This window comes from Streptomyces sp. H27-H5 (assembly GCF_026627505.1).
GTDB lineage: Bacteria > Actinomycetota > Actinomycetes > Streptomycetales > Streptomycetaceae > Streptomyces.
The window spans coordinates 41,321-64,460 of the sequence record NZ_JAPNLK010000049.1; the positions used below are offsets into that span (position 1 = coordinate 41,321).

General features: G+C 70.0%; 40 protein-coding genes. 38 read left to right on the plus strand and 2 right to left on the minus strand.

The features are described 5' to 3' along the window. Positions 1 to 51: 51 nt before the first annotated feature. The 5 genes from OTB19_RS23875 to OTB19_RS23895 all read left to right on the plus strand — a co-directional run bounded on the left by OTB19_RS23875 (position 52) and on the right by OTB19_RS23895 (position 2,849). Positions 52 to 927: a hypothetical protein gene (locus tag OTB19_RS23875; RefSeq protein WP_267800408.1), complete on the plus strand. Its 876-nt coding sequence runs from the start codon at positions 52 to 54 to the stop codon at positions 925 to 927. Then, positions 924 to 1,610: a hypothetical protein gene (locus tag OTB19_RS23880; RefSeq protein ID WP_267800409.1), complete on the plus strand. Its 687-nt coding sequence runs from the start codon at positions 924 to 926 to the stop codon at positions 1,608 to 1,610. Before OTB19_RS23875 ends, OTB19_RS23880 begins: the two co-directional genes overlap by 4 nt. Next, positions 1,607 to 1,792: a hypothetical protein gene (locus OTB19_RS23885; protein ID WP_267800410.1), complete on the plus strand. Its 186-nt coding sequence runs from the start codon at positions 1,607 to 1,609 to the stop codon at positions 1,790 to 1,792. The genes OTB19_RS23880 and OTB19_RS23885 overlap by 4 nt, the downstream gene beginning before the upstream one ends. Further along, positions 1,789 to 2,352 carry a hypothetical protein gene (locus tag OTB19_RS23890; RefSeq protein ID WP_267800411.1) on the plus strand — a complete coding sequence of 188 codons (564 nt, stop codon included), beginning with the start codon at positions 1,789 to 1,791 and terminating at the stop codon, positions 2,350 to 2,352. The genes OTB19_RS23885 and OTB19_RS23890 overlap by 4 nt, the downstream gene beginning before the upstream one ends. A 68-nt stretch (positions 2,353 to 2,420) precedes the next feature. After that, the gene (locus OTB19_RS23895) at positions 2,421 to 2,849 is read left to right on the plus strand and encodes a DUF4326 domain-containing protein (protein ID WP_267800412.1); all 429 of its coding nucleotides are present in this window, start codon (positions 2,421 to 2,423) and stop codon (positions 2,847 to 2,849) included. Here OTB19_RS23895 and OTB19_RS23900 read toward each other — a convergent pair. Then, a complete protein-coding gene (locus OTB19_RS23900; protein ID WP_267800413.1) occupies positions 2,840 to 3,169 on the minus strand; it encodes a hypothetical protein in 330 nt (109 codons plus the stop codon). The genes OTB19_RS23895 and OTB19_RS23900 overlap by 10 nt on opposite strands. Before the next feature lie 176 nt (positions 3,170 to 3,345). Between OTB19_RS23900 and OTB19_RS23905 the strand changes: the two genes are divergently transcribed. The 11 genes from OTB19_RS23905 to OTB19_RS23955 all read left to right on the plus strand — a co-directional run bounded on the left by OTB19_RS23905 (position 3,346) and on the right by OTB19_RS23955 (position 8,308). After that, positions 3,346 to 3,798 carry a hypothetical protein gene (locus OTB19_RS23905; RefSeq protein WP_267800414.1) on the plus strand — a complete coding sequence of 151 codons (453 nt, stop codon included), beginning with the start codon at positions 3,346 to 3,348 and terminating at the stop codon, positions 3,796 to 3,798. A gap of 23 nt (positions 3,799 to 3,821) precedes the next feature. Next, complete coding sequence (locus OTB19_RS23910; RefSeq protein ID WP_267800415.1) at positions 3,822 to 4,214, plus strand: hypothetical protein; 393 nt, start codon at positions 3,822 to 3,824, stop codon at positions 4,212 to 4,214. Positions 4,215 to 4,299: 85 nt separating this feature from the next. Further along, positions 4,300 to 4,947 carry an XF1762 family protein gene (locus OTB19_RS23915; protein ID WP_267800416.1) on the plus strand — a complete coding sequence of 216 codons (648 nt, stop codon included), beginning with the start codon at positions 4,300 to 4,302 and terminating at the stop codon, positions 4,945 to 4,947. Positions 4,948 to 5,007: 60 nt separating this feature from the next. Further along, entirely contained in the window at positions 5,008 to 5,316 is a 309-nt protein-coding gene (locus OTB19_RS23920) for a hypothetical protein (RefSeq protein ID WP_267800417.1), read from the plus strand. Then, positions 5,313 to 5,525 (plus strand): hypothetical protein, encoded by a 213-nt coding sequence (locus OTB19_RS23925; protein WP_267800418.1) that lies wholly within the window; start codon positions 5,313 to 5,315, stop codon positions 5,523 to 5,525. Before OTB19_RS23920 ends, OTB19_RS23925 begins: the two co-directional genes overlap by 4 nt. 2 nt (positions 5,526 to 5,527) lie before the next feature. After that, on the plus strand, positions 5,528 to 5,785 hold the full coding sequence (locus OTB19_RS23930; RefSeq protein WP_267800419.1) for a hypothetical protein: 258 nt from the start codon (positions 5,528 to 5,530) through the stop codon (positions 5,783 to 5,785). Continuing rightward, positions 5,782 to 6,006: a hypothetical protein gene (locus OTB19_RS23935; RefSeq protein ID WP_267800420.1), complete on the plus strand. Its 225-nt coding sequence runs from the start codon at positions 5,782 to 5,784 to the stop codon at positions 6,004 to 6,006. Before OTB19_RS23930 ends, OTB19_RS23935 begins: the two co-directional genes overlap by 4 nt. A gap of 431 nt (positions 6,007 to 6,437) precedes the next feature. Continuing rightward, positions 6,438 to 6,722 carry a hypothetical protein gene (locus tag OTB19_RS23940; protein ID WP_267800421.1) on the plus strand — a complete coding sequence of 95 codons (285 nt, stop codon included), beginning with the start codon at positions 6,438 to 6,440 and terminating at the stop codon, positions 6,720 to 6,722. Beyond that, positions 6,719 to 7,429: a hypothetical protein gene (locus tag OTB19_RS23945; RefSeq protein ID WP_267800422.1), complete on the plus strand. Its 711-nt coding sequence runs from the start codon at positions 6,719 to 6,721 to the stop codon at positions 7,427 to 7,429. Before OTB19_RS23940 ends, OTB19_RS23945 begins: the two co-directional genes overlap by 4 nt. Next, entirely contained in the window at positions 7,426 to 7,617 is a 192-nt protein-coding gene (locus OTB19_RS23950) for a hypothetical protein (RefSeq protein ID WP_267800423.1), read from the plus strand. The genes OTB19_RS23945 and OTB19_RS23950 overlap by 4 nt, the downstream gene beginning before the upstream one ends. Positions 7,618 to 7,657: 40 nt before the next feature. Further along, on the plus strand, positions 7,658 to 8,308 hold the full coding sequence (locus OTB19_RS23955; protein WP_267800424.1) for a hypothetical protein: 651 nt from the start codon (positions 7,658 to 7,660) through the stop codon (positions 8,306 to 8,308). A 51-nt stretch (positions 8,309 to 8,359) separates the two neighbouring features. Here OTB19_RS23955 and OTB19_RS23960 read toward each other — a convergent pair whose 3' ends face one another. After that, positions 8,360 to 9,136: a GntR family transcriptional regulator gene (locus tag OTB19_RS23960; RefSeq protein WP_267800425.1), complete on the minus strand. Its 777-nt coding sequence runs from the start codon at positions 9,134 to 9,136 to the stop codon at positions 8,360 to 8,362. A 176-nt stretch (positions 9,137 to 9,312) separates the two neighbouring features. Between OTB19_RS23960 and OTB19_RS23965 the strand changes: the two genes are divergently transcribed. From OTB19_RS23965 to OTB19_RS24070, 22 genes are all read left to right on the plus strand, one after another. Next, positions 9,313 to 9,513, plus strand: a complete 201-nt coding sequence (locus OTB19_RS23965; RefSeq protein ID WP_267800426.1) for a hypothetical protein — start codon at positions 9,313 to 9,315, stop codon at positions 9,511 to 9,513. Then, positions 9,513 to 9,869 (plus strand): hypothetical protein, encoded by a 357-nt coding sequence (locus OTB19_RS23970; protein ID WP_267800427.1) that lies wholly within the window; start codon positions 9,513 to 9,515, stop codon positions 9,867 to 9,869. Before OTB19_RS23965 ends, OTB19_RS23970 begins: the two co-directional genes overlap by 1 nt. Continuing rightward, a complete protein-coding gene (locus OTB19_RS23975; RefSeq protein WP_267800428.1) occupies positions 9,845 to 10,033 on the plus strand; it encodes a hypothetical protein in 189 nt (62 codons plus the stop codon). The genes OTB19_RS23970 and OTB19_RS23975 overlap by 25 nt, the downstream gene beginning before the upstream one ends. Before the next feature lie 29 nt (positions 10,034 to 10,062). Continuing rightward, the gene (locus OTB19_RS23980) at positions 10,063 to 10,251 is read left to right on the plus strand and encodes a hypothetical protein (RefSeq protein WP_267800429.1); all 189 of its coding nucleotides are present in this window, start codon (positions 10,063 to 10,065) and stop codon (positions 10,249 to 10,251) included. A 35-nt stretch (positions 10,252 to 10,286) separates the two neighbouring features. After that, on the plus strand, positions 10,287 to 10,508 hold the full coding sequence (locus tag OTB19_RS23985) for a hypothetical protein (RefSeq protein WP_267800430.1): 222 nt from the start codon (positions 10,287 to 10,289) through the stop codon (positions 10,506 to 10,508). 20 nt (positions 10,509 to 10,528) lie between these two features. Next, positions 10,529 to 10,726, plus strand: a complete 198-nt coding sequence (locus OTB19_RS23990; RefSeq protein ID WP_267800431.1) for a hypothetical protein — start codon at positions 10,529 to 10,531, stop codon at positions 10,724 to 10,726. A gap of 21 nt (positions 10,727 to 10,747) precedes the next feature. Further along, positions 10,748 to 10,900, plus strand: a complete 153-nt coding sequence (locus tag OTB19_RS23995; RefSeq protein ID WP_267800432.1) for a hypothetical protein — start codon at positions 10,748 to 10,750, stop codon at positions 10,898 to 10,900. Next, a complete protein-coding gene (locus tag OTB19_RS24000; RefSeq protein WP_267800433.1) occupies positions 10,900 to 11,991 on the plus strand; it encodes a hypothetical protein in 1,092 nt (363 codons plus the stop codon). The genes OTB19_RS23995 and OTB19_RS24000 overlap by 1 nt, the downstream gene beginning before the upstream one ends. Before the next feature lie 181 nt (positions 11,992 to 12,172). Further along, complete coding sequence (locus tag OTB19_RS24005; protein ID WP_267800434.1) at positions 12,173 to 12,358, plus strand: hypothetical protein; 186 nt, start codon at positions 12,173 to 12,175, stop codon at positions 12,356 to 12,358. A 115-nt stretch (positions 12,359 to 12,473) separates the two neighbouring features. Continuing rightward, positions 12,474 to 13,547, plus strand: coding sequence for a hypothetical protein (locus tag OTB19_RS24010; RefSeq protein ID WP_267800435.1), 1,074 nt, complete (start codon positions 12,474 to 12,476; stop codon positions 13,545 to 13,547). Positions 13,548 to 13,549: 2 nt separating this feature from the next. Continuing rightward, positions 13,550 to 13,918, plus strand: a complete 369-nt coding sequence (locus OTB19_RS24015; protein WP_267800436.1) for a hypothetical protein — start codon at positions 13,550 to 13,552, stop codon at positions 13,916 to 13,918. A gap of 65 nt (positions 13,919 to 13,983) precedes the next feature. Continuing rightward, complete coding sequence (locus tag OTB19_RS24020) at positions 13,984 to 16,512, plus strand: hypothetical protein (RefSeq protein ID WP_267800437.1); 2,529 nt, start codon at positions 13,984 to 13,986, stop codon at positions 16,510 to 16,512. 14 nt (positions 16,513 to 16,526) lie between these two features. After that, on the plus strand, positions 16,527 to 16,754 hold the full coding sequence (locus tag OTB19_RS24025) for a hypothetical protein (protein ID WP_267800438.1): 228 nt from the start codon (positions 16,527 to 16,529) through the stop codon (positions 16,752 to 16,754). Between the two features lie 6 nt (positions 16,755 to 16,760). After that, positions 16,761 to 17,207, plus strand: coding sequence for a hypothetical protein (locus tag OTB19_RS24030; protein ID WP_267800439.1), 447 nt, complete (start codon positions 16,761 to 16,763; stop codon positions 17,205 to 17,207). Between the two features lie 213 nt (positions 17,208 to 17,420). Continuing rightward, positions 17,421 to 17,615 carry a MerR family transcriptional regulator gene (locus OTB19_RS24035; RefSeq protein WP_267800440.1) on the plus strand — a complete coding sequence of 65 codons (195 nt, stop codon included), beginning with the start codon at positions 17,421 to 17,423 and terminating at the stop codon, positions 17,613 to 17,615. Positions 17,616 to 17,623: 8 nt separating this feature from the next. Beyond that, positions 17,624 to 18,748 carry a hypothetical protein gene (locus OTB19_RS24040; protein WP_267800441.1) on the plus strand — a complete coding sequence of 375 codons (1,125 nt, stop codon included), beginning with the start codon at positions 17,624 to 17,626 and terminating at the stop codon, positions 18,746 to 18,748. A gap of 17 nt (positions 18,749 to 18,765) precedes the next feature. After that, positions 18,766 to 19,212, plus strand: coding sequence for a hypothetical protein (locus OTB19_RS24045; protein WP_267800442.1), 447 nt, complete (start codon positions 18,766 to 18,768; stop codon positions 19,210 to 19,212). A 17-nt stretch (positions 19,213 to 19,229) separates the two neighbouring features. After that, positions 19,230 to 20,648: a hypothetical protein gene (locus tag OTB19_RS24050; RefSeq protein ID WP_267800443.1), complete on the plus strand. Its 1,419-nt coding sequence runs from the start codon at positions 19,230 to 19,232 to the stop codon at positions 20,646 to 20,648. Beyond that, positions 20,645 to 20,944 (plus strand): hypothetical protein, encoded by a 300-nt coding sequence (locus tag OTB19_RS24055; RefSeq protein WP_267800444.1) that lies wholly within the window; start codon positions 20,645 to 20,647, stop codon positions 20,942 to 20,944. The genes OTB19_RS24050 and OTB19_RS24055 overlap by 4 nt, the downstream gene beginning before the upstream one ends. A gap of 9 nt (positions 20,945 to 20,953) precedes the next feature. Further along, the gene (locus OTB19_RS24060) at positions 20,954 to 21,652 is read left to right on the plus strand and encodes a glycosyltransferase family 2 protein (RefSeq protein WP_267800445.1); all 699 of its coding nucleotides are present in this window, start codon (positions 20,954 to 20,956) and stop codon (positions 21,650 to 21,652) included. After that, complete coding sequence (locus tag OTB19_RS24065) at positions 21,649 to 22,242, plus strand: class I SAM-dependent methyltransferase (protein WP_267800446.1); 594 nt, start codon at positions 21,649 to 21,651, stop codon at positions 22,240 to 22,242. The genes OTB19_RS24060 and OTB19_RS24065 overlap by 4 nt, the downstream gene beginning before the upstream one ends. Then, positions 22,242 to 23,123 (plus strand): NAD-dependent epimerase/dehydratase family protein, encoded by an 882-nt coding sequence (locus OTB19_RS24070; protein WP_267800447.1) that lies wholly within the window; start codon positions 22,242 to 22,244, stop codon positions 23,121 to 23,123. Before OTB19_RS24065 ends, OTB19_RS24070 begins: the two co-directional genes overlap by 1 nt. The last annotated feature ends 17 nt before the right edge of the window (positions 23,124 to 23,140 follow it).

The window sequence follows — 23,140 nt, forward strand, 5'->3', positions numbered from 1 at the left end:
CACCACCCGCACCAGCCAGCCAGAGAGAAGACGCCCGTGGGAATCCGCCTGATGGTCGACGTGCTCCTGAGTGCGCCCGAGGCTCTGACTCACCGGGAGAAGCTGCTCCTCGTCACGCTGGCGGAGGATGCCAACGACGACACCCGGATCACCTGGAGCAGCGTCGAACGGCCTGAGGTTCTCCGCGGCGCCAAGGTCAGCCGGTCCCAGCTGTACGCCGTGATCAAGTCGTTGATCGCCAAGGGTGCACTTATGAAGCTGGCGGCCGGCCAGAAGAACGGCACCGCGAAGTACGAGATCCCCAAGTTCCCAGACAGTCAGTGTCAGGGAATTGCGGACACTGAGCCCGCTTCTCAGCGTCCCGAAATCCGGGACACTGACCCGTCTCAGAGTCCCGGATTCCCTGACACTGACACCGACGCTCAGTGTCCCGGAACTCCTGACACTGACGAGTCTCAGTGTCAGGGAATCTGGGACGTCAGTGTCAGGGAATCCGGGACGCCTACTCCTCTTACCCCTCTGAAGGAGGGGGAAGAGGAGGCTTCCTCCTCCGCGACGGCCGAGCAGCACCTCGATGCCTTCGGCGCGTTCTGGCTGACCTACCCCAAGCGCATCGACAGGGGCCGGGCGAAGGTCGAGTGGATCGCCGCCATGAATCGCGGCGAGGACCCCGCGCAAGTCGTCGACGCCGCCCAGACCTACGCCCGCTCCGTCGTCGACGAGAACCCCCGCTACATCGCCTACCCGGCGAACTGGCTCCGCAACGAGCGCTACCACGACGAGCACCCCGAGCCCCAGGCCGACGGCCGTCCCGCCCTCCGCTCTGTGCCCGCACCGGCTCCGAGCCCGGCCGCCGCCCGCCGCAACGCATCACGCAACTTCCTCGATCGGCTCGCCAACGAACTAGCCGCAGGAGAAAACCCGTGAACCCCAGCCAGATCCCCCTGCTCCTGAAGCAGGTGTCCTATGCGGATCCCCGCGTCCTTCCCGACGACGAGGACGAGCTGAAGGGCCTGACCGCCCTCTGGGCCACCGTCCTCGCCGACGTCCCCGCCGAGTACGCCATGAACGCCGTCGGCCGGCACTACGCCGAATCCCCCTTTCCGATCAAGCCCAGCGATATTGCTGACCGTTGGCGCACCACCGTCCGCGACCGCATGCGGCAGCACACCGGAACCTTCGAGCCGCACGAGCACCCCGAGGTTGATCCCGACGCAGCGACCGGCGACGACTTCGTTGCCGCGCTCAGGGCGGAGCGCCACGCGGTTGTCCAGGGCCGCCGGGCGCCCATGCCGGCCCGAGCAATCACCGCGGGCCTCACGAACGACGACGTGCGGGCCATGCGTCAACAGAAAGACCTGGCCGCCTACATCAAGGAAGTCGGTCGCGAGCGAGCCGTCGAATGTGCGCGACGCAAGAACCTCGTCCACCGGTACCCCGACCTTCTTGCCCGCCTCGAAAAGATCCCGGGCCTGCGGCAGTGGAAGGGGTTCATCGCCCCCGCCGAATGGGGCGGAAAGATCAACACCTGCCCGATACGAGCACAGATCGTCGCCATCGTCGACGAAGCCGAGCAGCGAGCCGCCGGCAAGCAGGAGGAAGCCGCATGAGCTTCATCCGCCGCCGGGCCGAGCAGCGTCGAGCTGAAGCCGCCCACGCCACTGCGACCGCCGTCTGCCCCACCTGCCAGACCGCACCCGGCACGCCCTGCCACGACGACGGCGCGCCCCGCCCCGACAGCAGCCCCGTCCACGCCCGCCGCTACGAGGAAGCCCAGGAGGACGCAGCGTGAGCGCGAAGCCCACCCGCCGCGAGCAGTACGCCAACATCATCCGCCCCGTCATGCTGTTCGGCCTGCAGGACGCCGAGCTCGACGGCGCCGGTGGCACCCAACGCATCAACGAGTGGGTCGATTGGATCGCTCAGGTGCTGGCCGAGGCCCGAGACCTCGAACGCGATCTCCTGGAGCTGGATGTTGAGAGCTGGCGCACCGCAGCCAGCGCCAGCATGACCCGCACCGATCAACTCCGAGGCCAGCTCGAAAACGTTCGCCGCACCCTGGCGGCTGCCGAACTCATTGAAGACACCCCGCCGGACAGCGACGCCCGTCTCGCCTCGCTTGTCGAAGACGGCCTTGGCGCCTTCTGGGCCCGCCAGGAAGGCCGACCAGTGACCCCGACCGAGCAGCAGGCCGACCGCCTCGCCGTTCTCGCCGCAGCCATCCACACCACCCGCCGTCGGTCCGCCTGGACCCGCGAGCAGCAGGCCCGCCACCGCGCCCGGCTCACCGAGGCGCTCGACGGCACCGAATGGCACCAGCCCATCCCCAACCCGATGCGCCGCACCCCCTGAACGCAGGACCGGCCCCCGAGGCGAATTCGGGGGCCGGCCAGACCAGCCTCTCACGACAGGAGAATCCGATGCCGAACCGCATCCAACGCAAGCGCACCAAAGGCTGGCGCAAGCCCGACAACGCCGTGATCGTCAGCCGGCCCAGCCGGTTCGGCAGCCCTTCCAAGATCGCCACGTTGCAGGAGATGGGTTACCTCGATCCGCACGCGGCAGCCGCCTCGTTCTTCGAGCAGTGGCTCCGAGGAGGCCGCTTCGGCTGGCCGACCGAGGAAGGAGACCTCCGCCGCGAGCAGATCCTGACGGCCCTCCCGTCGCTCCGCGGCAAGGATCTCGCCTGCACCTGCCGGCCCGACCAGGCCTGCCATGCCGATGTTCTCCTCGCCTGGGCCGCCATGCCCGAACGGGAACTCGCCGAGCGTGTCGAGCAGGTGCGGGTGCGGGTGGACTTCCAGCGGGTCAACGACGGCGACAGCCCGATGTACGGCGGTCAATCATGACCGCGCCCGCCCGGCCGGTGCCGCGCACGGATCGGCCGCCGACCCGAGAGCAGCTCCTCGTTCTCGCCGATCGCGCCGAACGAGGCCAGCTGACGGCGGCCGAAACTGCTCGGCTTCGGCGAGGCATTGCCGCCGCATTCACGATGCGCCGGTCGGCGGCCGGGACTGCCGGAACGCACGCACGGCGCTACCGGGAGGTTCGCCGGAAGTTGCTGGCGGTGGAGGCGTTGATGCAGCGAACTCGACGGCAGGGGACGCGCAGTCTCCGGCTCCAGACGCTCGCCGCAGTTCTGCAAGCCGAGCAGTGAGTCCAGCCGCACCGCGCCCACCGCACCCTCTCAGCGCCCGCCTCCGCCCCGAACTGACCGCGCCCGCCCCCCGCGTCGCCCGGATGGCTGACAGGCCGCCAGGGAGGCGCACAGCCCCGCAGTCACCCCGCCCGCCCGCTGATCCGGTTCTGCCGGCCTCGCACACACCACCCCGACAGGAGACCCGCATGCTGCCCGCCCGCACCAACACCCCCGACGTCATCACCCACGACGACGAAGGCCGCGCATCCACCCGCATCAAGCTCAAGCGCGCCTGCAACGGCTGCGCCCAACTCCTCGGCGACGCCGACAACCGCGACGTCGACGACCGCGGCAACCTCACCGACGTCCGCGCCGAATGCCCTAACTGCGCGCCGCTCGTCACCCTCGAACAGGCCGGTTGCCGCACCTGGCAGCTCACCGTCCGCAACATCGGCGGCGTTGACCGCGCCCTCGACAGCTACGGCATTTTCGCCAAGGGCTACTGGCAGCCGGACGTCGACGGCAAGAACCGTGTCGTCGGCCTGCGGATCGGTGACGGCCTCGACCGGCAGGTCGCGTACTTCGAGGACTGGATCATCCGGCACCCCGACGGGCGGATCGACATCCACCGGAAGCCCGCCGCCGCCCCGTCCGCCTGACCCGCCCGAAGGAGACCCCCGACATGCACCGCGAGACCCGCTTCCTCATCTCCCGCAAGCCCTACGCCATCGACCTCGACAGCCTCCGCGTCACCGAACCCGGCCCACACGGATCCGCTTGGGCCCAGGTCGACGCCGTCTGGTTCCGGCGCCGCAACGGCATCACGATCGCCTGCACCGGCACTCTCCGCGACCTCCAGGACCGCACCCCGGGCGACGTCCATGAGTTCCTCGCCGCGTTCACCGACGGCCGGTACGGCGGCAACTGCCACGGCAGGTGGGACGGCGAGCGGTACTGGGGTGCGCAGACGCCGTTCCAAATGGCCCTCGACCTGACCGTCCTCGAACCCATGCTCGCCGACTACCCGAACATCCCCGAGGGCTATGACGGCTGGTGGACGTTCCAGCCCGCCTGACCCGCCCCTACCGCAGTACCGCCGCCCCGGGGGCTATCCGGGGCGGCGGCCACCACCAGCATCCCACCCACCCCAGGAGCAGACCGTGACCCAGCGCTCCGGCCAGCAGCGTCTGACCGTCATACCCCTTGCCCTGCGCGACGCCGCGGACGCAGTCGACCGACTGCACCGCCACCACCGCCGGCCCACCGGTCATAGGTTCAGCCTCGGCGTACTCCGCGAGGACGGCGTCCTGTGCGGCGTCGCCATTGTCGGCCGGCCCGTCGCTCGCATGCTCGACACCGGATGGCAGGTCGAGGTCACCCGCGTCGCCACCGACGGCACCCCCAACGCGTGCTCCGCCCTGTACGGGGCCGCGTGGCGTACAGCGTCCGCCGCGGGCTACCTGCGGGCCATCACGTACACGCAGGACGGGGAGTCCGGCGCGAGTCTCCGCGGTGCCGGGTGGCGGCAGATCGCGGTGTTGCGACCGCGGGCCGGATGGGACACCCCGGCTCGGGCACGGGCCGACCGCGGTACGGACGGCGTTGGCCGGGTCCTGTGGGAGCGGGCGCGGGTGGACGCTCCAGTGCTGCCGACCCTCTCCGCCCTGCGTGACGAAATGCGTGACGAAATCCCCTGCCCGGCCGTCGGGTGCGGACGCCCCGTCACACAGACACCCCGAGGCCGCCCCGCCCTGTACTGCTCCCGCGCGTGCCGCCAACGCGCCTACCGACACCGCGCCTCCGCCTGACCCCCGCCCCGGCCGGCCTGTCACCCGCGGGCCGGCCACCCCGACACCAGGAGCAGCACCGTGACCTTCACGTTCAGGCCCCCGCCCGGCGGACGTATCCGTGTCGACAGCGTCACGGCCGCCGACGGCCCGCACATCTGGCTCAGCGTCACCAACACCCGGGCCGAGCACGCCGCGGTGTTCATCCCGCTCGACCGGTTGGAGGAGGTCATCGCCGGACTCCGCGAGATCGCCCGGCAGCAGGCCGCCGTCCAGCCCGTGCCGTCTGCCGGCTGCCAGTGCATCGCCCAGACCACAGCCGCGAACCGGATCTACTGCGACCCCTGCCGGACCGGTAGCGCCGACGAGCAGACCGGGAGCGCGGCATGAGCGAGCAGCCCGCGCCCGAGATGCGACAGATCGTCGTCCACCCCGCGATCTGGGACAGCCTCGAAGCCTGGCTCGGCAGCCGCGGCATCGAGCTCGGACAGATCCCGACCGAGCACCTCGGAGACGACCTGCCGACCTACGTCATGATCCCGGCGCAGCGGCACATCGACCGCGCCCGCCGCGAACTCGCTGGCGAGGCCGAGGAGTAGCCGTGCTGACCCTGCTGCTCGTCGTCGCCGGCCTCGTCGTGATGGTCCTCGCCTCGATCCTCATCGGCGCGCTCGCCGGCCGGACCGTCCGCCACGGCGAGCAGCAGGACCGCCAGACCCGCCACACGGACCCCCACGCCGCGTACTGGGGGCGCGAGCCACAGCGCCCCACCCCCGCCCGCACAGCCCGCCACAGAGGCACACACGCCCGACAACGCCCCCACTGGGCACGCACCGACCGACACCAAGGAGACCGATGACACCCGCCGACGAACTTCAGGCCGCCGCGCTCCAGTTGAGGAACCCGTTCCGTCGCGACAACGCGGCGCTCGTCATCGACGCCGAGGTAGCCGACCCGCTCGCCGACTGGCTCGACACGGCAGCGACCTACTACGCCCCGGGCCCCACACACCCGACGCACGTGGTGCACGCCCTCGCCGTTGCCCGCGCCATCCTCGGCACCGACGGGAGCAGCCGGTGAGCCTCCTCGACCGCCTCCGCATCCTCGCCACCCACCTTCGCCGAGGACTCCACGCGCCGTGCCCAACCGACTGCGGCGAAGGCCACACCTACCGCCGGCCCTGCGAAATCGCACGAGCAAGGAGCCCCCGGTGACCCCCACCGACCTCGCCCTCCTCATCCCCCTGACCGTCATCGTCGCCGCCATCACCACCGCCGCAGCGATCACCGCCCTCGTCATCGCATGGAGGCAGCGGTGACCGGCCAGCTGGAGCTGTGGCATGACGGCTGGGACATCGAGCCGTGCGATACCGCGCCACCGCCTCGCCGCCGCCCCCGAAAGGTGAAGACGGGCCACATCGACTCCGACGCCGGACGAGCAGCAGGCGGGAAGCGGCTCCGCGTACCCCGAGGACGAGTCCCCATCACCGACGTCAGAACCGGGAGCTACCTGTGACCCCCGACGACCTGCGGGCCGCGATAGCCCGCGACTGCCCGCACCGCCTCGACGACTACGACGCCCACCGCGGCGTCTTCGAGGCCCGCGGATGGCGGCTCGGTCCCGCGTTCATCGAGCTCTGGCGCCGGGAGCACGCCATCGGCAGCCGGCCGCGCGTCGAGGAGCGCATCGACCGGCTGTACCAGTCAGCGCAGAACAGCCGATTCGCCTGGCGCTCACGACGCCTCCTCGCCAAAGCCGCCCGCATCCGACATGAGATCGCAGAGGGACTCAAGTGACCGACGAAACCGAACGTCGCCGCAACGCACTCGCCTTCAACGCCGTACAGCCGGCCCTCAAGGCGCACGGGGAACGGCTCCCGATGTCCGTCCGGAAGGCGGTCGCCGACGCTGTGCTCGCCGCGGTCGACGCCGCCACCGGCTACTGCCCGCACTGCGGACGCGGAGACGCCGGCCCCACCGCCGACGAGTACGAGACGCTCCGCCGCCGCGCCATCGGCCACGTCGAGATCATCGGCGACGTCCGCGACTGGGCCCGCAAGCACCTGACCCCCGAACAGCAGGACCACCTGCGGGACGTGCTCAGTCGGGGACGGAAGGCCGACGAGGCGACTGATCGAACAGAGGAGGCCCTCGTAACCGCCGAGCGCTGCCACCTGGAGAACCACCACGCCCGGGTCGAAGACGGTCGGGCCGACCGGGAAGCTCTCGCCCGAGTCCGCGCCGCCATCTCCGACCTCGCCGGCGAACGCCTGCTGTCGAGCGACATGCGCAAGGCCGTCGTCACCGCCATCGAGCGACCCGCCGAGCAGTCGATCCTCAGGCCGACCCACGACGACGGAACCCCGTACCAGTACAACGAGATCGTCGTCGAAGGGTGGAGCCACTGCGACGGATGTCGCACGTGGATCCGTGGCTACACCGGCAGCAACCCCCACCTGTGCGACGCGGATCGGCAGACGGTCGGCAAGGAGGCCCGCCCGTGACCGCCAAGCGGATCATCGCCCGCTGCACCGCCGTGACAGTCGGCCTGTTCCTCGTCGCCAGCGCGACCGCCGGCGCCTACCTCGATGGCGGCTGGCCCCTCGTCGCGGCTACGTGGGTCATCGTCCTCGCCGTCGCCGCCGCGGCCTGCGCCCTGACCTGGGCCATCGACAACTGGAACGCCCGCTAGCCCACAGCCCCACCCGCACCGCACCGCACAGGAGCCTGCCGTGACCGAATGCATCGCCGCCACCTGCAGCCGTGAACTCCGCGACCACGAGATAACAGCACTTCAACTCGTCTGTGATCCCTGCCTGCACGCGATGAGGGCGTGGCTGACCTCGATCCCCGGCCAGATGGTCGTCCTCCGCGAGGGCAGCATGCAGCGGGAGGTCAGTGGCGGTGGCCGGACCGGCACCCGCACCGCACCCCTCCCCGGCCGGCTCGACACCCTCAACCTGTGCGGACCCGCCGCGACAGGCACCGTCATCGACCGGCACGGCGACCAGACCGGCGACATCCCCATCGTCGGAACGCTCGGCAGCTGGGTGCGGCTGATCATCGAAGAGCGGCCCGCCAAACCCCCGACCACAGCCACCGAGACCACGCTCGCCGCCTGGCTCGTCCTCCACCTCGGCTGGGCCAGCCAGCAGCCGTGGGTCGCCGAGATGCGGTCCGAGCTGCACGACATGATGTCGGCGATCTGGCGGATCACCTCCCTCGAACCCCGTACCCGAGCCGTCAGCCGCCCCTGCCCCCGCTGCCAGTACCTCGGGCTGATCGAACGAGACTGGGCGCAGTACACCGAATGCACCGGCTGCGGTGGACTCTGGACCAAGGACGAACTCAACGCCGACGCGCTCAGGCGAGCCGCCGCATGACAGAAGCCCCCGCTGCCTGACGAGGCGGCGGGGGCTTCGGCGTGTCCGGGGTCAGGCGGTGCGGGGCCAGGCGGCAGACTCGTCGCGCTCCACGTGGTATGAGACGCCGAACTGCGATGCGGCCATGCTGGTTTCGTTGACCTCCACCGCCACGAGCGCACCGTCTCGCATGATCCGAGCCTCCCGCGTCACGACGAGAACCGGGCTGCCTGCCGGAATGCGCAGCGCTCTTTGCTCATCTTCGTTCGGGTGTCTTGCCGAGACCGTCTCGCGCCACTGCAGAGCCGCGCCGAAGTGGTCCTCGAATCGGTCGTAGATGCCGCCAGGTCCCGCCTGCTCGGCGCCTGCTGCCGGGACTTCCGCGACCACCCACATGGGGATGTAGCTGATCGCGACCTGGTGGGCGGTGGTCGAGCCGGCCGGGCCCATGAGCCGGCGACGCGTAATCAGGTCTTGACCGCGGGGCGCCCCGAGCAGATCGGCGATGTGACTGGGAGGGACGGAGAAGCCGCGACTTGGCTTCTCGATGGCCGCCCAGTCCTGCGCGTTACGGTCGAAGAAGTAGCCGATCTCGTCGCGGTAGACCAGTCGATCCCTGACGACGGTCAGGTGGCGGGGGCGCTCCTTCACGCGGGCCGGGTGCCGACGGGTCAGGGTGAGGTAGCCCTCGGTGGCCAGCTGTCTGACTGCCTTCTGGGCGGTGGCGCGGGCCACGCCATGGGTCTCGGCGAGTTCGGCGGCGGACGGCAGAGCTCCCCCCGGCGGATAGTCGCCCGCCTCAATCGCGGCGCGGATCGAGTCCGCGACCTGGTGGGTAGCTCCTGTCATCCGTCCTCCTCGGTAGATTTCACGGTCTTTCCTCTTCGTAGAGTATCCCACCAGCTGTAGACCGTGCTACGGTCTGTGCTGTCGAAACAAGGCGACCCCAAGTCGGCGGTGTTGGTAGCACCTGTGACCTGGGGCCTAAGACCCCACCACCTGCGTACACAGGAGGAGTGATCCTGATGGAGGATCGTAGTACGGCTACCGCTGGTAGCACGCACCGGACACAGGTAGAGCGTCCCACCCCGGCCCGCCGCCTGATCGCCGCCAGCATCAAGCGCGGCCCGGCCGCCTGGCGCATCGAGCAGCCCGCGATGTCGGCCGCCGACAAGGCCGCACACGCCGCCGCCACCCACGTCCGCCGCCGGCCGAGCGCCGCCTGATGGCCGCCCGAACCAAGACCCACGCGAACGGCGTGGTGACCCACGGTGCCACGGAGCCCATCCTGACCGTCCTGGACGTCCGCGGGTTCGACCTCCGCGACATGCTCCTGCTCGGCGTCAACGACAACTGCGGGGCGCTCGTCTTCTCGACCGAGGAGCGCGCCTGTGCCGCGAAGGTCGCTCTGGAGCCCGCCTACCGGGTGCAGATCCGTACCGAGCGCGGTCGCTGGTTCGCCGAGTACGACCGCAGGCAGCCCGACGGCACGGTGCCAAGTTGGATGGTCCGCACAATCACATTGCGGGACGGCACTGTCGTCATGAAGGACGGCCGATGGGTCGACGGGACGGGCGCCTGATGGCCGCCTCCGCCCAGTCGGGCCACCCCGCCGAGCAGCCCGCCACGGCCGCCGACTGTCAGCGCGAGTACCAGGCCGCGCAGGCCCAGCGTGCCGAATCCGCCGGCGCCCAGCGTGACCAGCTCGGCTCCGCAACCGGCGCCCAGCCCCACACCAACCGCTGAACCCAGACCGCCAATCGAAGGGCAAGGCCATGTTCACCGGAACCCCCGAAGAGCTCCACCGTCTCGAGCGGCAGGCGCAGACCATTGCCGGGCGGATCGTCACGCTGCTCGACGACCTCGACCGTCTCGGCCTCGGAGCCAGCGGCGGGCAGATCCACACCCCCGGCGGCATCATCCGCAGTCAGCCCGGCCGCGGCTGGAACGTCAGCTCCCGCTGAACCCCACCCCCGCCTGACCAACGAGGAGCACCGTCATGCCCGAATCCACCTGGCCGGAGGGCACGCTCGCCCGATACCTGGCCGTGGGGGGCGCCAGCGTCGGCGTCCTGGAGGCCAGCGAGTGGATGCCCGAGTACGCCCTCTGTTACGGATGCGGCCGATCGAGCAGCGACGGCGGCCCGGACAGCAGCCAGCCCGACCGCTGGGCCCAGTCCCACGCCGAGACCTGCCGGGCCATGCCCCGCCCCACCGCCTGACCAACCACCGAGGAGCACCCATGTTCAGCAGGAAGAGCAGGGCCACCGCCGCCTCTGCGATCCCGTCCCACCCGGACGACAACCTCCGCCTGAAGTCCACCGGCGAACGCGTCACCATCCTCGGCCGCACGCCCGACGGGGCCGTCAAGGTCGCCCTCGTGGACAAGCCGTATCCCTGCGAGGACATCGTCAGCGCCGACGACATCCGCCCCGCCTGACCACCGGAAGGACCCACCGTCATGACGTTCCCCTTGATCAAGACGCCGGATGACTTCGACCTCGCGCTCGCCGAGCGGGATGCGCAGGCCGACACCATCGACCCCGTGACCGCGCTCATCGAGGCCCGCATCCAGGTCATCGACTACCGGCACAGCTACCTCGAGGCCGCGTGATGGCCAAGCTGACCCGGCTGATCCGTTGGATCAAGAAGCTCGACCTGTTCGCCGTCGTCGAGAAGCTCCTCACCCTCGCCGCCCTCGCCCTGGTCGCCATCAGCGTTGGCGGCCAGCTCGGCCAGATGCTGGGCCTGCGCGGCGCAGCAGCCACCACAGTCGGTTGGTCGATCGCCCTGGTGTACGACGCCCTTTGGATCGGCGCCTTGCGCATGTCCGAGGTCGCCATCCGGCAGCGGTCCCGGATCGGCATGGCGGTCATGCTCGGCTTGACCGCCGCGGCCATCGGCGTCTCCACGTTCGCCCTGTGGAAGCTTGGCCACGCCCAGGTCTTCGCCGGCGTCCCGGCCGCTGCCGCCGTCTTCATGGGGCTGCGGCTCTTCGCCGACAACATGCTGGCCGACGCCGACACAGCCAGTCGGATCGCCGATCAGTCTGCCGCCGCCCGCAACGCCCATGCTGTCGCGGCGGCCGATGCTCGGCATCTGGCCTCCGGCGCCCGCACGGATGTTCTCGCCGAGACTGCGGAGCACCTCGCCGAGATGGCTCGACAGATCGCCCGCGCTGAAGTCCTGACCGAAGCCCAGAAGAAGATCAGCAAGGCTCGCGCCAAGGCCGAAGACGTGCTTGCCGAAGCCGACAAGGAACATGGCGAGAAGGCCGCCGCCTTCCTGGCGCGAGAGCTGATCGCAGTCGGGTCACACTCCCGGGTCACACCCGAGGGTCACACCCCGCCCGAACTGGAGGGTCACACAGGGGTCACACAGGTCAGCCCGAAAATCGAGGCCGTGACCGAGGAGCCCGTGACCCTGCCTGAACTCCCTGTCGAGCAGGTCCCCGCAGAGGGGGGCATGGATCTTTCGGAGCTGGCCGAGATCGCGAGGGTCGAGCTCCCCGAGAGGGGCGTGTCCCTGTCCGACGCGCAGCTTGAGGTGGTCCTTCGGTGGCTGCGATACGCCATGGAACCCCCTCGTTCCTACCGGCAGGCACAGGACGCCTTCCGAAGCGCCGGCTTCAGGGCCAAGGAAGAGCGAATCCGCCGGATCTGGGGCGAGATCGAGACCCGCGAAGCCGAAGCCGTACCCGCGTAACCCGCCCCCGGCACAGCTGGCAGGGCCCAGCGGCAGAAGCCTCTGGACCTTGCCGAGACTGCCGGAAGCAGTCGACACCACGAAACCGCAGGCAGCCGATGAGTGACCTGGGGAGCGGAACGTTCGCAGACCCGGCAAGCAGACCCGGCAAGCACCTGCCTCCAGTCGAAGGGATGGCGTCATGAGCTCGAACTACTGGACCAAAGAGATCAAGCGCGCGGACACCACGTCCCCGAAGACCGGGGCGACACGGCGCATGGACCGCCTCCGCAGCACCCTCCGACAGGTGGACCCGGTGATCGCCAACCGGGCCTGGCAGGAAGCGGCGGACGCTCTCCAGCGCATCACGGAACGCTACACACGGTAATCATTCACTCGTTCATTCACCCGGGTAGAGATGAACCGGCAGATCTGCTACGCGCGCACGTGCGCGCACAGGCTGGCCGTTCACCCCTCCCCGTCGCAGAACGTGAGGGGAAGCGATGGAAGTACTGATCGCCGCCTGTCTCCTGGCGTGGGCCGCAGGAGCGCAGAGCGAGCAAGCGAAGCTGGGCATCAGCCCAGCCGAGCGAGATCTGAGGCGGGAGCACGTCCGCCACGAGAAGACCGTCCGGAAGATCGCCGAAAAGCACGGCACCCCCCCGGCGGACAGCGCTGTCGAGCCGCTCACGATCCCCGAGGCCTTCCGGTCCGGCTACCGCGGCCACACTCCGCTGGAACGCGTAGCCACCCCGGCCGGCCGTCACCTGGGGAACTGGGCCGCCAAGGGCGTGTACTGGGCCCGCGACACCGGCCGCTCGGCCCTCAAGGAGTACCGCGAGCGCCGCAAGGCCGAAGGTGCGCCGGACCCGGCTCCGATCATCGCCCCGCCGGTCGCGCCCCCCATGCCGACGGCACCCCCAACGGTGGGCGTGCCCAGCGGAGTGGTCCTCACGAAGCCCGCAGCCCCGGCCCCACCGGCACCGGCGGGCCCGGCTCCGATCTCCCTCGTCAAGGCCCCCACGCCGGCGGCAACTGTGCTCGCACCCGCGAGCACAGCCCCCGTACCGGGACCCCGGGGACCGGAAGCGCCCACCGCACCCACAGAAACCCTCGAGCCCACAGCCCCAGCCCAGCCTCACGAGAACGGAGTCGGACGCATGGCATCAGACGTCACCTACGAGTCGGTACTGGACGAGAGCGGCGAGCTCTCCGCCATGTGCGAGGACGACCTTCTGGCCTACGACCGAATCAGGGACCGCTGCGAACGGGAGATCGGCCGAGCCGACGAGCTCGTCGCGCAACTGCGAAGCCCCGGAATGCAGGCCTGGATCAGTCGATGCGCCGAGCAGTACCGGGTGATCCTCGCCCAGCTCGACGACCTCAAGTCCAACACGATCGCCCAGAGCGAGGCCGTAACGAAGGCCAAGGCCTCCCTCGAGTCCGGCCAGGGCTTCTACGCCGACATCGCCGCCGACATGGAGACCGTCGAGGACCGCGAGTTCTACACCTCCGACCAAGTCGACGGCGAAGACGCCAACGCCGAGTCCGAGATCTACGAACCCCAGGGAGCCTGACCATGAGCGCCACCTACGCCGGCGTCCTCGCCCGAGCCGCCGCCTACGGAGTCCGTGCAGCCCGAACCCGCGAAGCCGTCAGCCGACTGCAGACCCGCTTCAGCGACCGCGCCGACTCCGCCCGCTACCTCTCCGAGGGCATGACGCTCCTCGTGGTCGACGCGCCGACCACAACTGCCTACATGGAGGTCGCGACCCTCTCGAACGCCATGGCCGCCAACGTGGGCGAGATCGTCTCCTCCGCCGACGCCCTCTCCGTCGCAGCCCAGGGCCTCGACGACGAGACCCGCGGCCAGCACAGCCGCATGGCTGACGGAAACCGCAGCCACGACGTGGAGATGGCCGAACCGGTCTTCATCCAGCGCCGCTGACGACACCACGAGGGCGGGCCACACCCATGGCCCGCCCTCCACCACCGCAGACCCGGAGAGACCCGATGGCAACCGCGACCGTACCCAAGGCCACCACCGAAGAAGCCCCCACCAAGGAGCCCAACCGGCTCCGCGCCGCCCTCGACACCCCCGGCCTGTACGCCGGAGCGGCCCTCGGCGCCGCGTCCGCGCTGCTGACCGGCGACCCGCTCCTCTACTCCGCGGTTGGCGCCGCCGGCATCACCGCGGGCTGGACCTTCCTCGGCATGAACCCCGGTCCCTGGCGATGGCTGCCCGGCCACGGCGAGCCGTGGGAGTGGATGTGCCGCTCGAGCCGCCGGGGCTACCGGCGCACCCTGCGCCGCATGCGGCGTCGTCTCTCCGCCCCGGCCGATGTTCCAGTCGTCTGGCCCGTGGACCGGCAGGCCATCGCCTGGCACACGCATCCGCAGCGTCCCGCGCTCGTCCGTCAAGTCACCGCTGACGCACGCCGGGCCCGCTGTGACGTACTCCGCCAGGCCTGGATGCAGGGCATGCCTTCCTGGGAGTCCGGCTGGTGGCGCCGCTACAGCCCGATCGAAATGGCCCTGCGCGCCGGACCGCTCACCGCTGTACCCGTCACCGGCTACCTCCACATGCCCTGGTGGGCGAACCTCCTCGTCGCCTCCGTCGCCGCGAACTGGGGCGCCTGGGTATGGACCAAGCCCACCCCCGCCCAGGCTCCGCCAGAGGAGGAGTCGGTTGCCGAGGACTGGTACCTGGCCCGCTGGGCGGAATGGATTGCCTCCGAACGGGGCCCGCTGCCCGGATCCAAACTGGTCAGCATCGACCTGGATGCAGACCGACTTACCGCAGTCATCGTTTCCACCACCGCCAGGCCCGCTGCCGGACTCGACCAGGACTCCGTGTCGATCGCGTTCGACGTCCCCCCGCGCGCCGTCAACATCCACCGGCCCGACGACATGGCCGCCTCCCGCGCCAAGCTCTCCGTCCGCCTCCGAGCCGTGACGTCAGGGCTTGACGAGAGCGACCTTCCTGCGGTGTGGCGGGAGTTCAGCCCCTACCCGCAGAGCGAGCTGTACGACGCCGAGAAGACCCAGTTCGGTCGCAAGTTCAAGATCCTCCTTCCCCGGCGGGGCACCGACGTCGGACAGGTCACTGCCCGCGCCATCGCCCAAGCCCTCGACATGAAGGCCGCAGACACCCCAGGCGTCACCGCCGAAGAACGACTGCACCTGCGCGTCATCGATGCCCGCCGCATCGAGGTCAGCGACATGGCGGTCAACCCACTCGCCGGCGGTGTGAAGCTCGACCTCGACCACCTGATCATGGACGAGCAGGGCTACGTCACCATCGGTCGCGACCTCTACGACAACCCCGCCAGGTGGCGGCTGCTCAAGTTCGACGCCAAGCGCCGCGGCCTGTCCGGCCGATCCTCGGCATCCGCAGTCCACTCGTTCGGATCCGGCACCACCGGCGCCGGCAAGACCAGCCTCGAGGAAGACCTGCAGATCGCCCAGCGTGCCAACGGATTCGTCTCCTGGCTCGCCGACGGCAAGGGCGGCGCCGGATACGCCCCCTGGATGAACGACATCGACTGGATCCTCAAGAGCCCCCACGGAGCCATGGTCATGGCGCAAGCCGGCACCGCCGTCTCCGAGTTCCGCTACGCCGAGCAGATGAAGATGCAATGGCTCGACGAAGAGGGCTACACCGAGAGCGGCCGGTCCTTCTTCGTGCCGTTCGAACCGTTCGCCCCCATGTCGCTGACGTGGGACGAGTTCAACGAAATGATCCTCAAAGACCCGCAGGCCGACCACGTCAAGCCGCTGCTTGGCGGCGTGTCCAGCATCGGCCGCCTCTCCCGCGCTGCCGGCGTATCGGCCCGCATCTGGCTCCAGATCCCGAACCTCGATGCCATCGGATCGAACGCCTCCGCGAACGCCATCCGCGACATGCTCCAGTCCGGGAACATCGCGCTCTTCCGAACCGCCCGCGCCGATATCGACGCCATGTCCCTCGGCTCCCGTAAACCGCAGTTCAAGCTCGCCCCGCTACCCGAGCGCTTCCCGGACGGCTCCGAGACGGGAGGGCTGTTCTACATGGCCGACGGAACGGCCCAGTACACGCAGTCTCGCGTCGCCTTCCACAGCAACCCCGCCCGCCTCAGCCGGCAGTACCCGCTGACCTCCCTGACCGACCGCGAGGCAGAGATAGCCGGCCCCGCCTACCTCCGCCGCGCCGAGTACCGCCACCTGGATGCCGAGGGCGAAGACGCCTTCCTCCGTGAACTCTCCAGGGAGGAGCAGGCCAGGAAGCCCAAGAACGCGACCGTCATCGACACCCGTCCCACACCCGCCGTCGAAGACGACGACCTCGACGACCTCGTCCCGCCCACCCGATCGCAGCTCGTATGGGATGCCGTCGACAACGGTGCCCGACGCAACAAGGCCATCGCCGCCGTCACCGGCCTCAAGCCCACCAACGTTGCCAACGCCACCAGGCGCCTGGAGCGCCTCAACAAGCTTCGCCAGGTCTCCCGCGACTGGCACACCGCTGAGCACCTCGACAAGCCCGTACCCGCATCCCGCTGAACCTGGAGCCCGTCATGACTCTCACCCTCACCGCCCTGTTCCTCCTCGCCGCCATCGGCCTCGGCATCTGGTTCAAGAAGGACGCCAGCTTCCGCAAGCGCGAGTTCTTCGCCGTTTCCCTCTTCTGGATCCTCGTTGTCGCCACCCCCTGGGGCGCCGAGGGAGTCGCCAAAGTCCAGGAAGTCATCGGGACTGGCGTGAAGACCGCCAGCGACACCGTTAACTCCGTCTCCAGCAAGTAGGCCACCGTGAACACCGAAGCCGACCGGCTCATCGCCGCCGTCAACGAGGCCCTCGCCACTCCCACCGCCTACCGCGACCCCACCCCGATCCCCGCGGTCGGCCCGACCCCGCCCGTCGCCCAGCCCGGCCGGCCCCCGATGAGCCAGCGCGCCACGGACGCCAGCGCGTTCATGCTCGCCGCCGGAGCCGCCACCGTGCCCCCGGGCCTCATCGCCATCGGGCTGCTCGTCGCATCCGACTACGCCAACCCCACCGTCATCGCCATGATCTGCGCGGCACCCGCCGTCATCGCCGTACCCGTCCTGGCCATCGCCCGACTCCTGGCCCGCGCCAAGGAGGTGATGCCCGCCGAGCAGCACAACTACTACAGCGGGCCCGTCCACCAGGAGAACCGCACGGTCAACGCCGAGACGCGCGGCCTGTTCGCCAAGACGATCAACCGCAGCAACTGACCCACCGCCCGACCGACAGGCCCTCGCCACCCGCGGGGGCCTTCGTCGTGGGCGCCACAGAGCCCAACCCGTGCTGGACAAGGGCGATCTTTCTATGCACAATCAGCAACAGCGCCATCAGTGCGCCCAAACGACCCCGCCATCGAGCGGGGTTTTCGCGTTCCAGGGGGTGAGCCCGTGACTCTCGGACGCGAAGTCGAAGGCGTGATCTGGATGACCGTTCGCGAAGCCGCTGCATTCACGGGTCGGCGAGTCGACACCATCTACAGCTGGGAACGGCGAGGCCTCCTCACCGACCCCCGCCACGACGAACACGGGCGCCGCATCTACAGGCAGCAGCAGATCGCCGACGTCGAATTCGCCGTCCGCGAGCGAGCCAAGCGCATCCTCAACCGCCAAGCCGCATAGGAGGAGCCGTGACAACGATCCTCCGGCCCGAGGACTACGGGGCAACCCTGGGTGCCGCGGACAGCACCGAGGCGTTCCGCCGCCTGTTCGCGGAGATCGCCAAGCGGTCCCGGCGTGACCCCGGTGGCGACCGCCTGCAGACGCCCGTCATCATCGACCTGTCCGGGCAGTACACGGTCAGCGGCACCGTCTCGTTCGCCGCGGCCAGCCGCACCCAGGGCATCACGGTCCGGGGCGCCGGGAAGCGGACGTCCGAGATCGTCATGACCGGAGCCGAGCCGCTCTTCACGAACCCCGACACCGCGATGGGCGTCCGCTTCTACGACTGCTCGTTCCGGTCGACGAACCCGAAGGCCTCGTTCCTGTACTCCACCAGCACCGGTGGCGCCCAGGACTGGGGTTTCACCAACGTCGAGTGGCGCGGCCGGTGGAACTACGGCATCGGCCTCGACGGGCCGCCCGAGGACTCGAACTGCAACTCGGAGTGGTTCTTCAATAACTGCCACGTCGGCGGCAGCTACGAGAAGGCCTGGCTGTGGTCCGGCATGACGCCGGCCATCAAGCAGCAGGACCAGTTCCTGAACTTCTCCCTGCGGGACTGCAAGGTCGAATACGACAGCGGAGACGCGCTCCGCTTCGACAAGGGTGGCTCGATCAACGTCTCTGGCGGTAGCTGGATCATCAAGGGGCGACGGGCCGACGGTCAGCCGTCACGGTTCTTCCACTTCCCGGCCGGCAGCCACTACGACAGCGTGCAGAGCCTCACCGTCGTCGGCACCCGCTTCGAGCCGCGAGACCCCGCCAACCTCGTCATCGACTCGGCCTGGAAGGGGCAGATCCAGTTCATCGGCTGCATGGACGACGCATGGGCCTTCAAGGACTACGCCAAAGCCGACGACTACGCCCCCCACCGCTACACCAACCCCGGCGGCGTCCGCTACCAGGGCTGCCAGCTCACCGGGCGGCACCGGCTCACGCAGACCGTGGCGCCGAGCAGGCAGGCGATCGTCTACGACCAGTGCGCGCGGACCGTCGCCAGCAGGCGGACGAGGGCCGCGTTCTACGACCTGCAAGGCGCCTACGCCAGCAGCGTCCGCATCAGCCACCGGGACGACCGGGACGGAATCACCTAGCCCGAGGAGGCCCCGCCGTGGCCGACATCACGTTCAACATCGCCCTCGCCAGGGTGGCCGCCTACGCCAGCCTCCCCGCCACCAACGACGCCCTCATCCTCGTCCCCCTCGAAGCGACCGGCCTCGTCGGCGACTCGACGATGCGGGACTACACCACCCTCTCCGACCTCCTCGCTGGCGCCACCAACGAACAGACCACCGTCGGACGCAAGACCCTCGCCGGCGTCACCGTCACCGTCAACCACACCAGCGACCGCGTCGAAGTCGACGCCGCCGACGTCACCTGGACCGCACCCACCGGCAACGCCATCGGGGCGTTCGTCGTCTGCTACGACCCCGACACCACCGGCGGCACCGACGCCGACCTCATCCCGCTCACCAAGCACGACAAGGCGTGGACCCCGGACGGCAACGACTTCGTGTTGACGATCTCGGATCTCTTCAGGGCTACCTCCAGCGCCTGACCGGCGAGGAGAACCCGATGGCCATCGGACGACTCACTCACCACGCCGCAACCGTCACCCTCTCCAGCAGCAACTCCGCGTCGGCGACGATCCCCAACGACGGCAGCACCGCCGTCGGGCGCCTCCTGCTCGTCGGATGCCTCATGCCGTCCGGTAGCCGCACCTTCGCGATCAGCGGTGGCGCGGGCGCCTGGGCGAGCCTCGGCACGGCCATGCAGTCCGGTCACATGAGCCAACTCTGGTACCGGATCGCTGAAGTAGGCGACCTCGGGGCGACGATCACCGTCACCCCCAGCACCGGCGCCATCCGGCAGGTGCTCCTCCTCGGCTCCATCGCAGGCGTCGACCAGGCCAACCCCGTTGCGGCCGTCAGCAACACCTCGTTGAGCGCGACCACCAAGACCACACCGGCAGCTTCGCCGGCCAGCACCGTCCGCGAGGTCAGCGTCGTCTGGGACAGTCGCGGCGCCGCTACCCCACAGACGTCGTCCTGGACCGCACCCGCAGGCCAGACCAGGCAAGGGCAGGCCTTCACGACCTCCGGCTCCGGGGCCTGCTCCGGCGCGTGGGGCGACTCGGACACCACCGTGTCCGGCACCATCGGATCCCGCGTCTGGACAGCCGACCAGAGCGCCTTGGGCTCCGCCTGGACGCTGTCCGTCAAGCCCGCAGCGACCATCACGGCCCTCGGGACCGTGACCGAGGTCAGTACGGCACAGAGCCTCACAGGCCGAGTCACGGCCAGGCTGACGACCGCCACGGCCAACGAGACGGCCCGAACGGTCACCGGTAGCAAGGCTGGAGCGCTGCCGCTCGCCAGCACGGTCGAGACCGCCCGCACGGTCGCCGGACGCGTCACCGCCGCCCTCAGCACCGCGGCCGAGACGTCCACAGCACAAGCAGCCACCAGTACGGTCCACGGCACCCTCGGTACCGCCGGCAGCCAGGAGACGGCCCAACCGGCCACCGGGCGGAAGACGGTCGGCCTCAACCCCGCTGGCGTCATCGAGACCGCGCGCCCACTGAACGCGACCGTCACCGCCAGCCTCACGGCTGCGGTCGAGGCGGATCAGGCTCAACTGCTGCGCACGCCCGGCCGACTCGACCCGGCAGGCGAGACGGACACCGCGCAGTCCGTCCGAGGCTTCAAGCGGGCCACCCTCGGAACGGTCATCGAGGTCGGCACGGCAGGCTCCCTCGCGGGGCGCAAGGCGGCCCTCGCTGGCACTGCGGCCGAGGCCGACACCAGCCTGCCGGCCGACGGCACCCACCATGCCGCCCTGGGGACCGCGCGAGAGACCGATGCGGCCAACGCCCTCACCGGCGGCGCCGTACCCCAGCCGCTCAACCACGTGACAGCCGGCGTACCGCGGACCCGCTGGACCGGCGCCGGACCGCGCGCGCCCCGCTGGTCGGTAGGCACACCGACCACATGACAGGGGGAGCCGTGGACCGCAGCAGCCTCGAAGAGCTCCTCACCCCCGTCACCGCCAGCTCCGACCCCAGCGGCTACACAGTCCGCGTGGCCGTCCTCCCCGACGGCGAGCGCCCGGAAGCCGGGGACTGGCACGCCGGCAGCTGGCGAACCCTCGACGGCGTTCACCACGCCGCCCTGCTCGTCGGCCCCGGCGGCGCCGTAGACCTCGCCCCCGGCACCTACCGGACATGGATCGAGATCACCGCACCACCCGAGAAGCCGATCATCATCAGCCCGCGCTTTCAGATCACGTAGGAGGTGCCCGTGGACGACCTCCTCATGATCGTGCCCACACGCGGCCGGCCCGAGAGTGTCCCCGCAATCCTCGACTGCTGGCGACAGACCGGCGCGAGCGCGGACATCCTCTTCGCCGTTGATGACGACGACCCGACGCTTCCCGGTTACCGCGAGCACATGGAGACCCTGAACGACCGCCACATCCGATGGCACGTCGGACCGAGGCTGCGGATGTGCGGCACCCTCAACGCGGTAGCGGTCGCCGAGGCCCCTCGTTACCGGTTCCTCGCGTTCATGGGCGACGACCACCGGCCCCGCACACCCGGCTGGGACGAACGTTTCCGGATCTGCCTCTCGGGCGGCCCTGGCGTCGCCTACGGCAACGATCTCCTCATGTCGGAGCGGATGCCGACCGCTGTCGCCATGACCAGCGACATCGTGCAGACCCTCGGCTACATGGCGCCGCCCGCGCTCATCCACCTCTGTCTTGACCTCGTCTGGCTCGACTGGGGCCGCGGCATGGGCCGCATCACCTACCTCGGCGACGTCATCCTCGAACACATGCACCCAGCGAATGGCAAGGCGACCCTCGACGCCGGCTACATCGAGTGCAACAGCAGCGAGGTCTCCACCGCCGACGCGACCGCCTACTACGACTACCGCGACAACGGCGGCCTCCAAGCCGACCTGGCCAAACTGCGAGCACTGATCGAGGAGGCGGCATGAGCATCGACAGCGTCATCAAGGCCTGGGACGAAGCCGACCCCGCCGCGATCCACCCCACCCGCGGTGTCAGCGAGACCGCCTACCGGGCCTCCGGTGAAGCGCAAGCCGAACTCCTCGCCACCGTCCTACCCAAGGGCTGCCGCGTCGTCGACTTCGGCTGCGGAGACGGCCGCGTCGCCATCCCGCTCGCCGAACTCGGCTACGACGTCACCGGCGCCGATGGCTCACAGGCCATGCTCGACCGCCTCGCCGAACGCGCGCCCGACATGCCGACCATCCTCACCGACGGCACCGACCTCGCCGACCAGCTCGACAAGAAGGTCGACGCCGTCGTGTCACTGGCCGTACTGATCCACCACGGCTACGAGTCCGCCGAGCAGATCATCGCCGGGCTCCGGGCCGCAGTCCGCGCCAACGGGCTCCTGATCCTCGACTGGCCCACCGCCGACCAGCCCGCGGAGGGGGCAGGCTGGATCGGCGTCACCACCTGGTCCCGCGACCGGCAAGACGAGCTGTGCACGCGCATCGGCCTCAAGCGCCTCGACCACGAGCTGCCCTGGCCCGTCTTCCGCGCGGTCAAGGCGGGCTGATGCGCGTCCTCCTCACCGGAGCCGCCGGCTTCGTAGGCCGCCACCTGCACCAGGCCATGTACGAACGCGACTGGCACGTCTCCGCGATCGACCTGACACCCACCGCGGCCGTCCTCCGGCGGGACGCCCTCGACCACTTCCGCACCAGCGACGTCCGCTTCGACCTGGTCATCCACTGCGCGGCCATCGTCGGCGGCAGGGCCAGCATCGACGGCTCCCCGCTAGGCGTCGCCACCAACCTTGCGCTCGACGCCTGGTACATGCGCTACCTGGCCCGCACCAGGACTCCACGGGCCGTGTACTTCTCCAGCTCCGCCGCGTACCCCGTCGCTCTCCAGCAGCCCGGACCGATCCGGCGGCTCGTCGAGACCGACATCGACTACGAGCTGCCCGGCCGGCCCGACGCGACCTACGGGCTCGCCAAGCTGACCGGCGAGCAGCTCTGCCGGCACGCGGAAGCCGCCGGCACGCGCATGACGGTGCTGCGGCCGTTCTCCGGCTACGGCGGCGACCAGGACGAGTCCTACCCGTTCCCGGCGTTCGTCCGGCGGGCGCGCGAGTGGCAGGACCCCTTCGAGATCTGGGGCGACGGCAGCAGCACCCGTGACTGGATCCACATCGACGACCTCGTCGGTGCGACCCTCGCGGCCGTCGACCAAGGCGTCAGCGGGCCCGTCAACTTGGGCACCGGTAAGGCCACCTCGTTCGACGAACTGGCAGGGCTGGTCACCTCGGCGGCCGGCTACCAGCCGAACCTGAAGCACCTCGCCTCCGCGCCGCAAGGCGTCCACCACCGCGTGTGCGACCCCAGCCGGATGCTCGACTACTACACCCCCACCGTCACCCTCGAAGAGGGCATCCGACGGGCACTCGCCAACTGACAGAGGAGGCCAGCGCC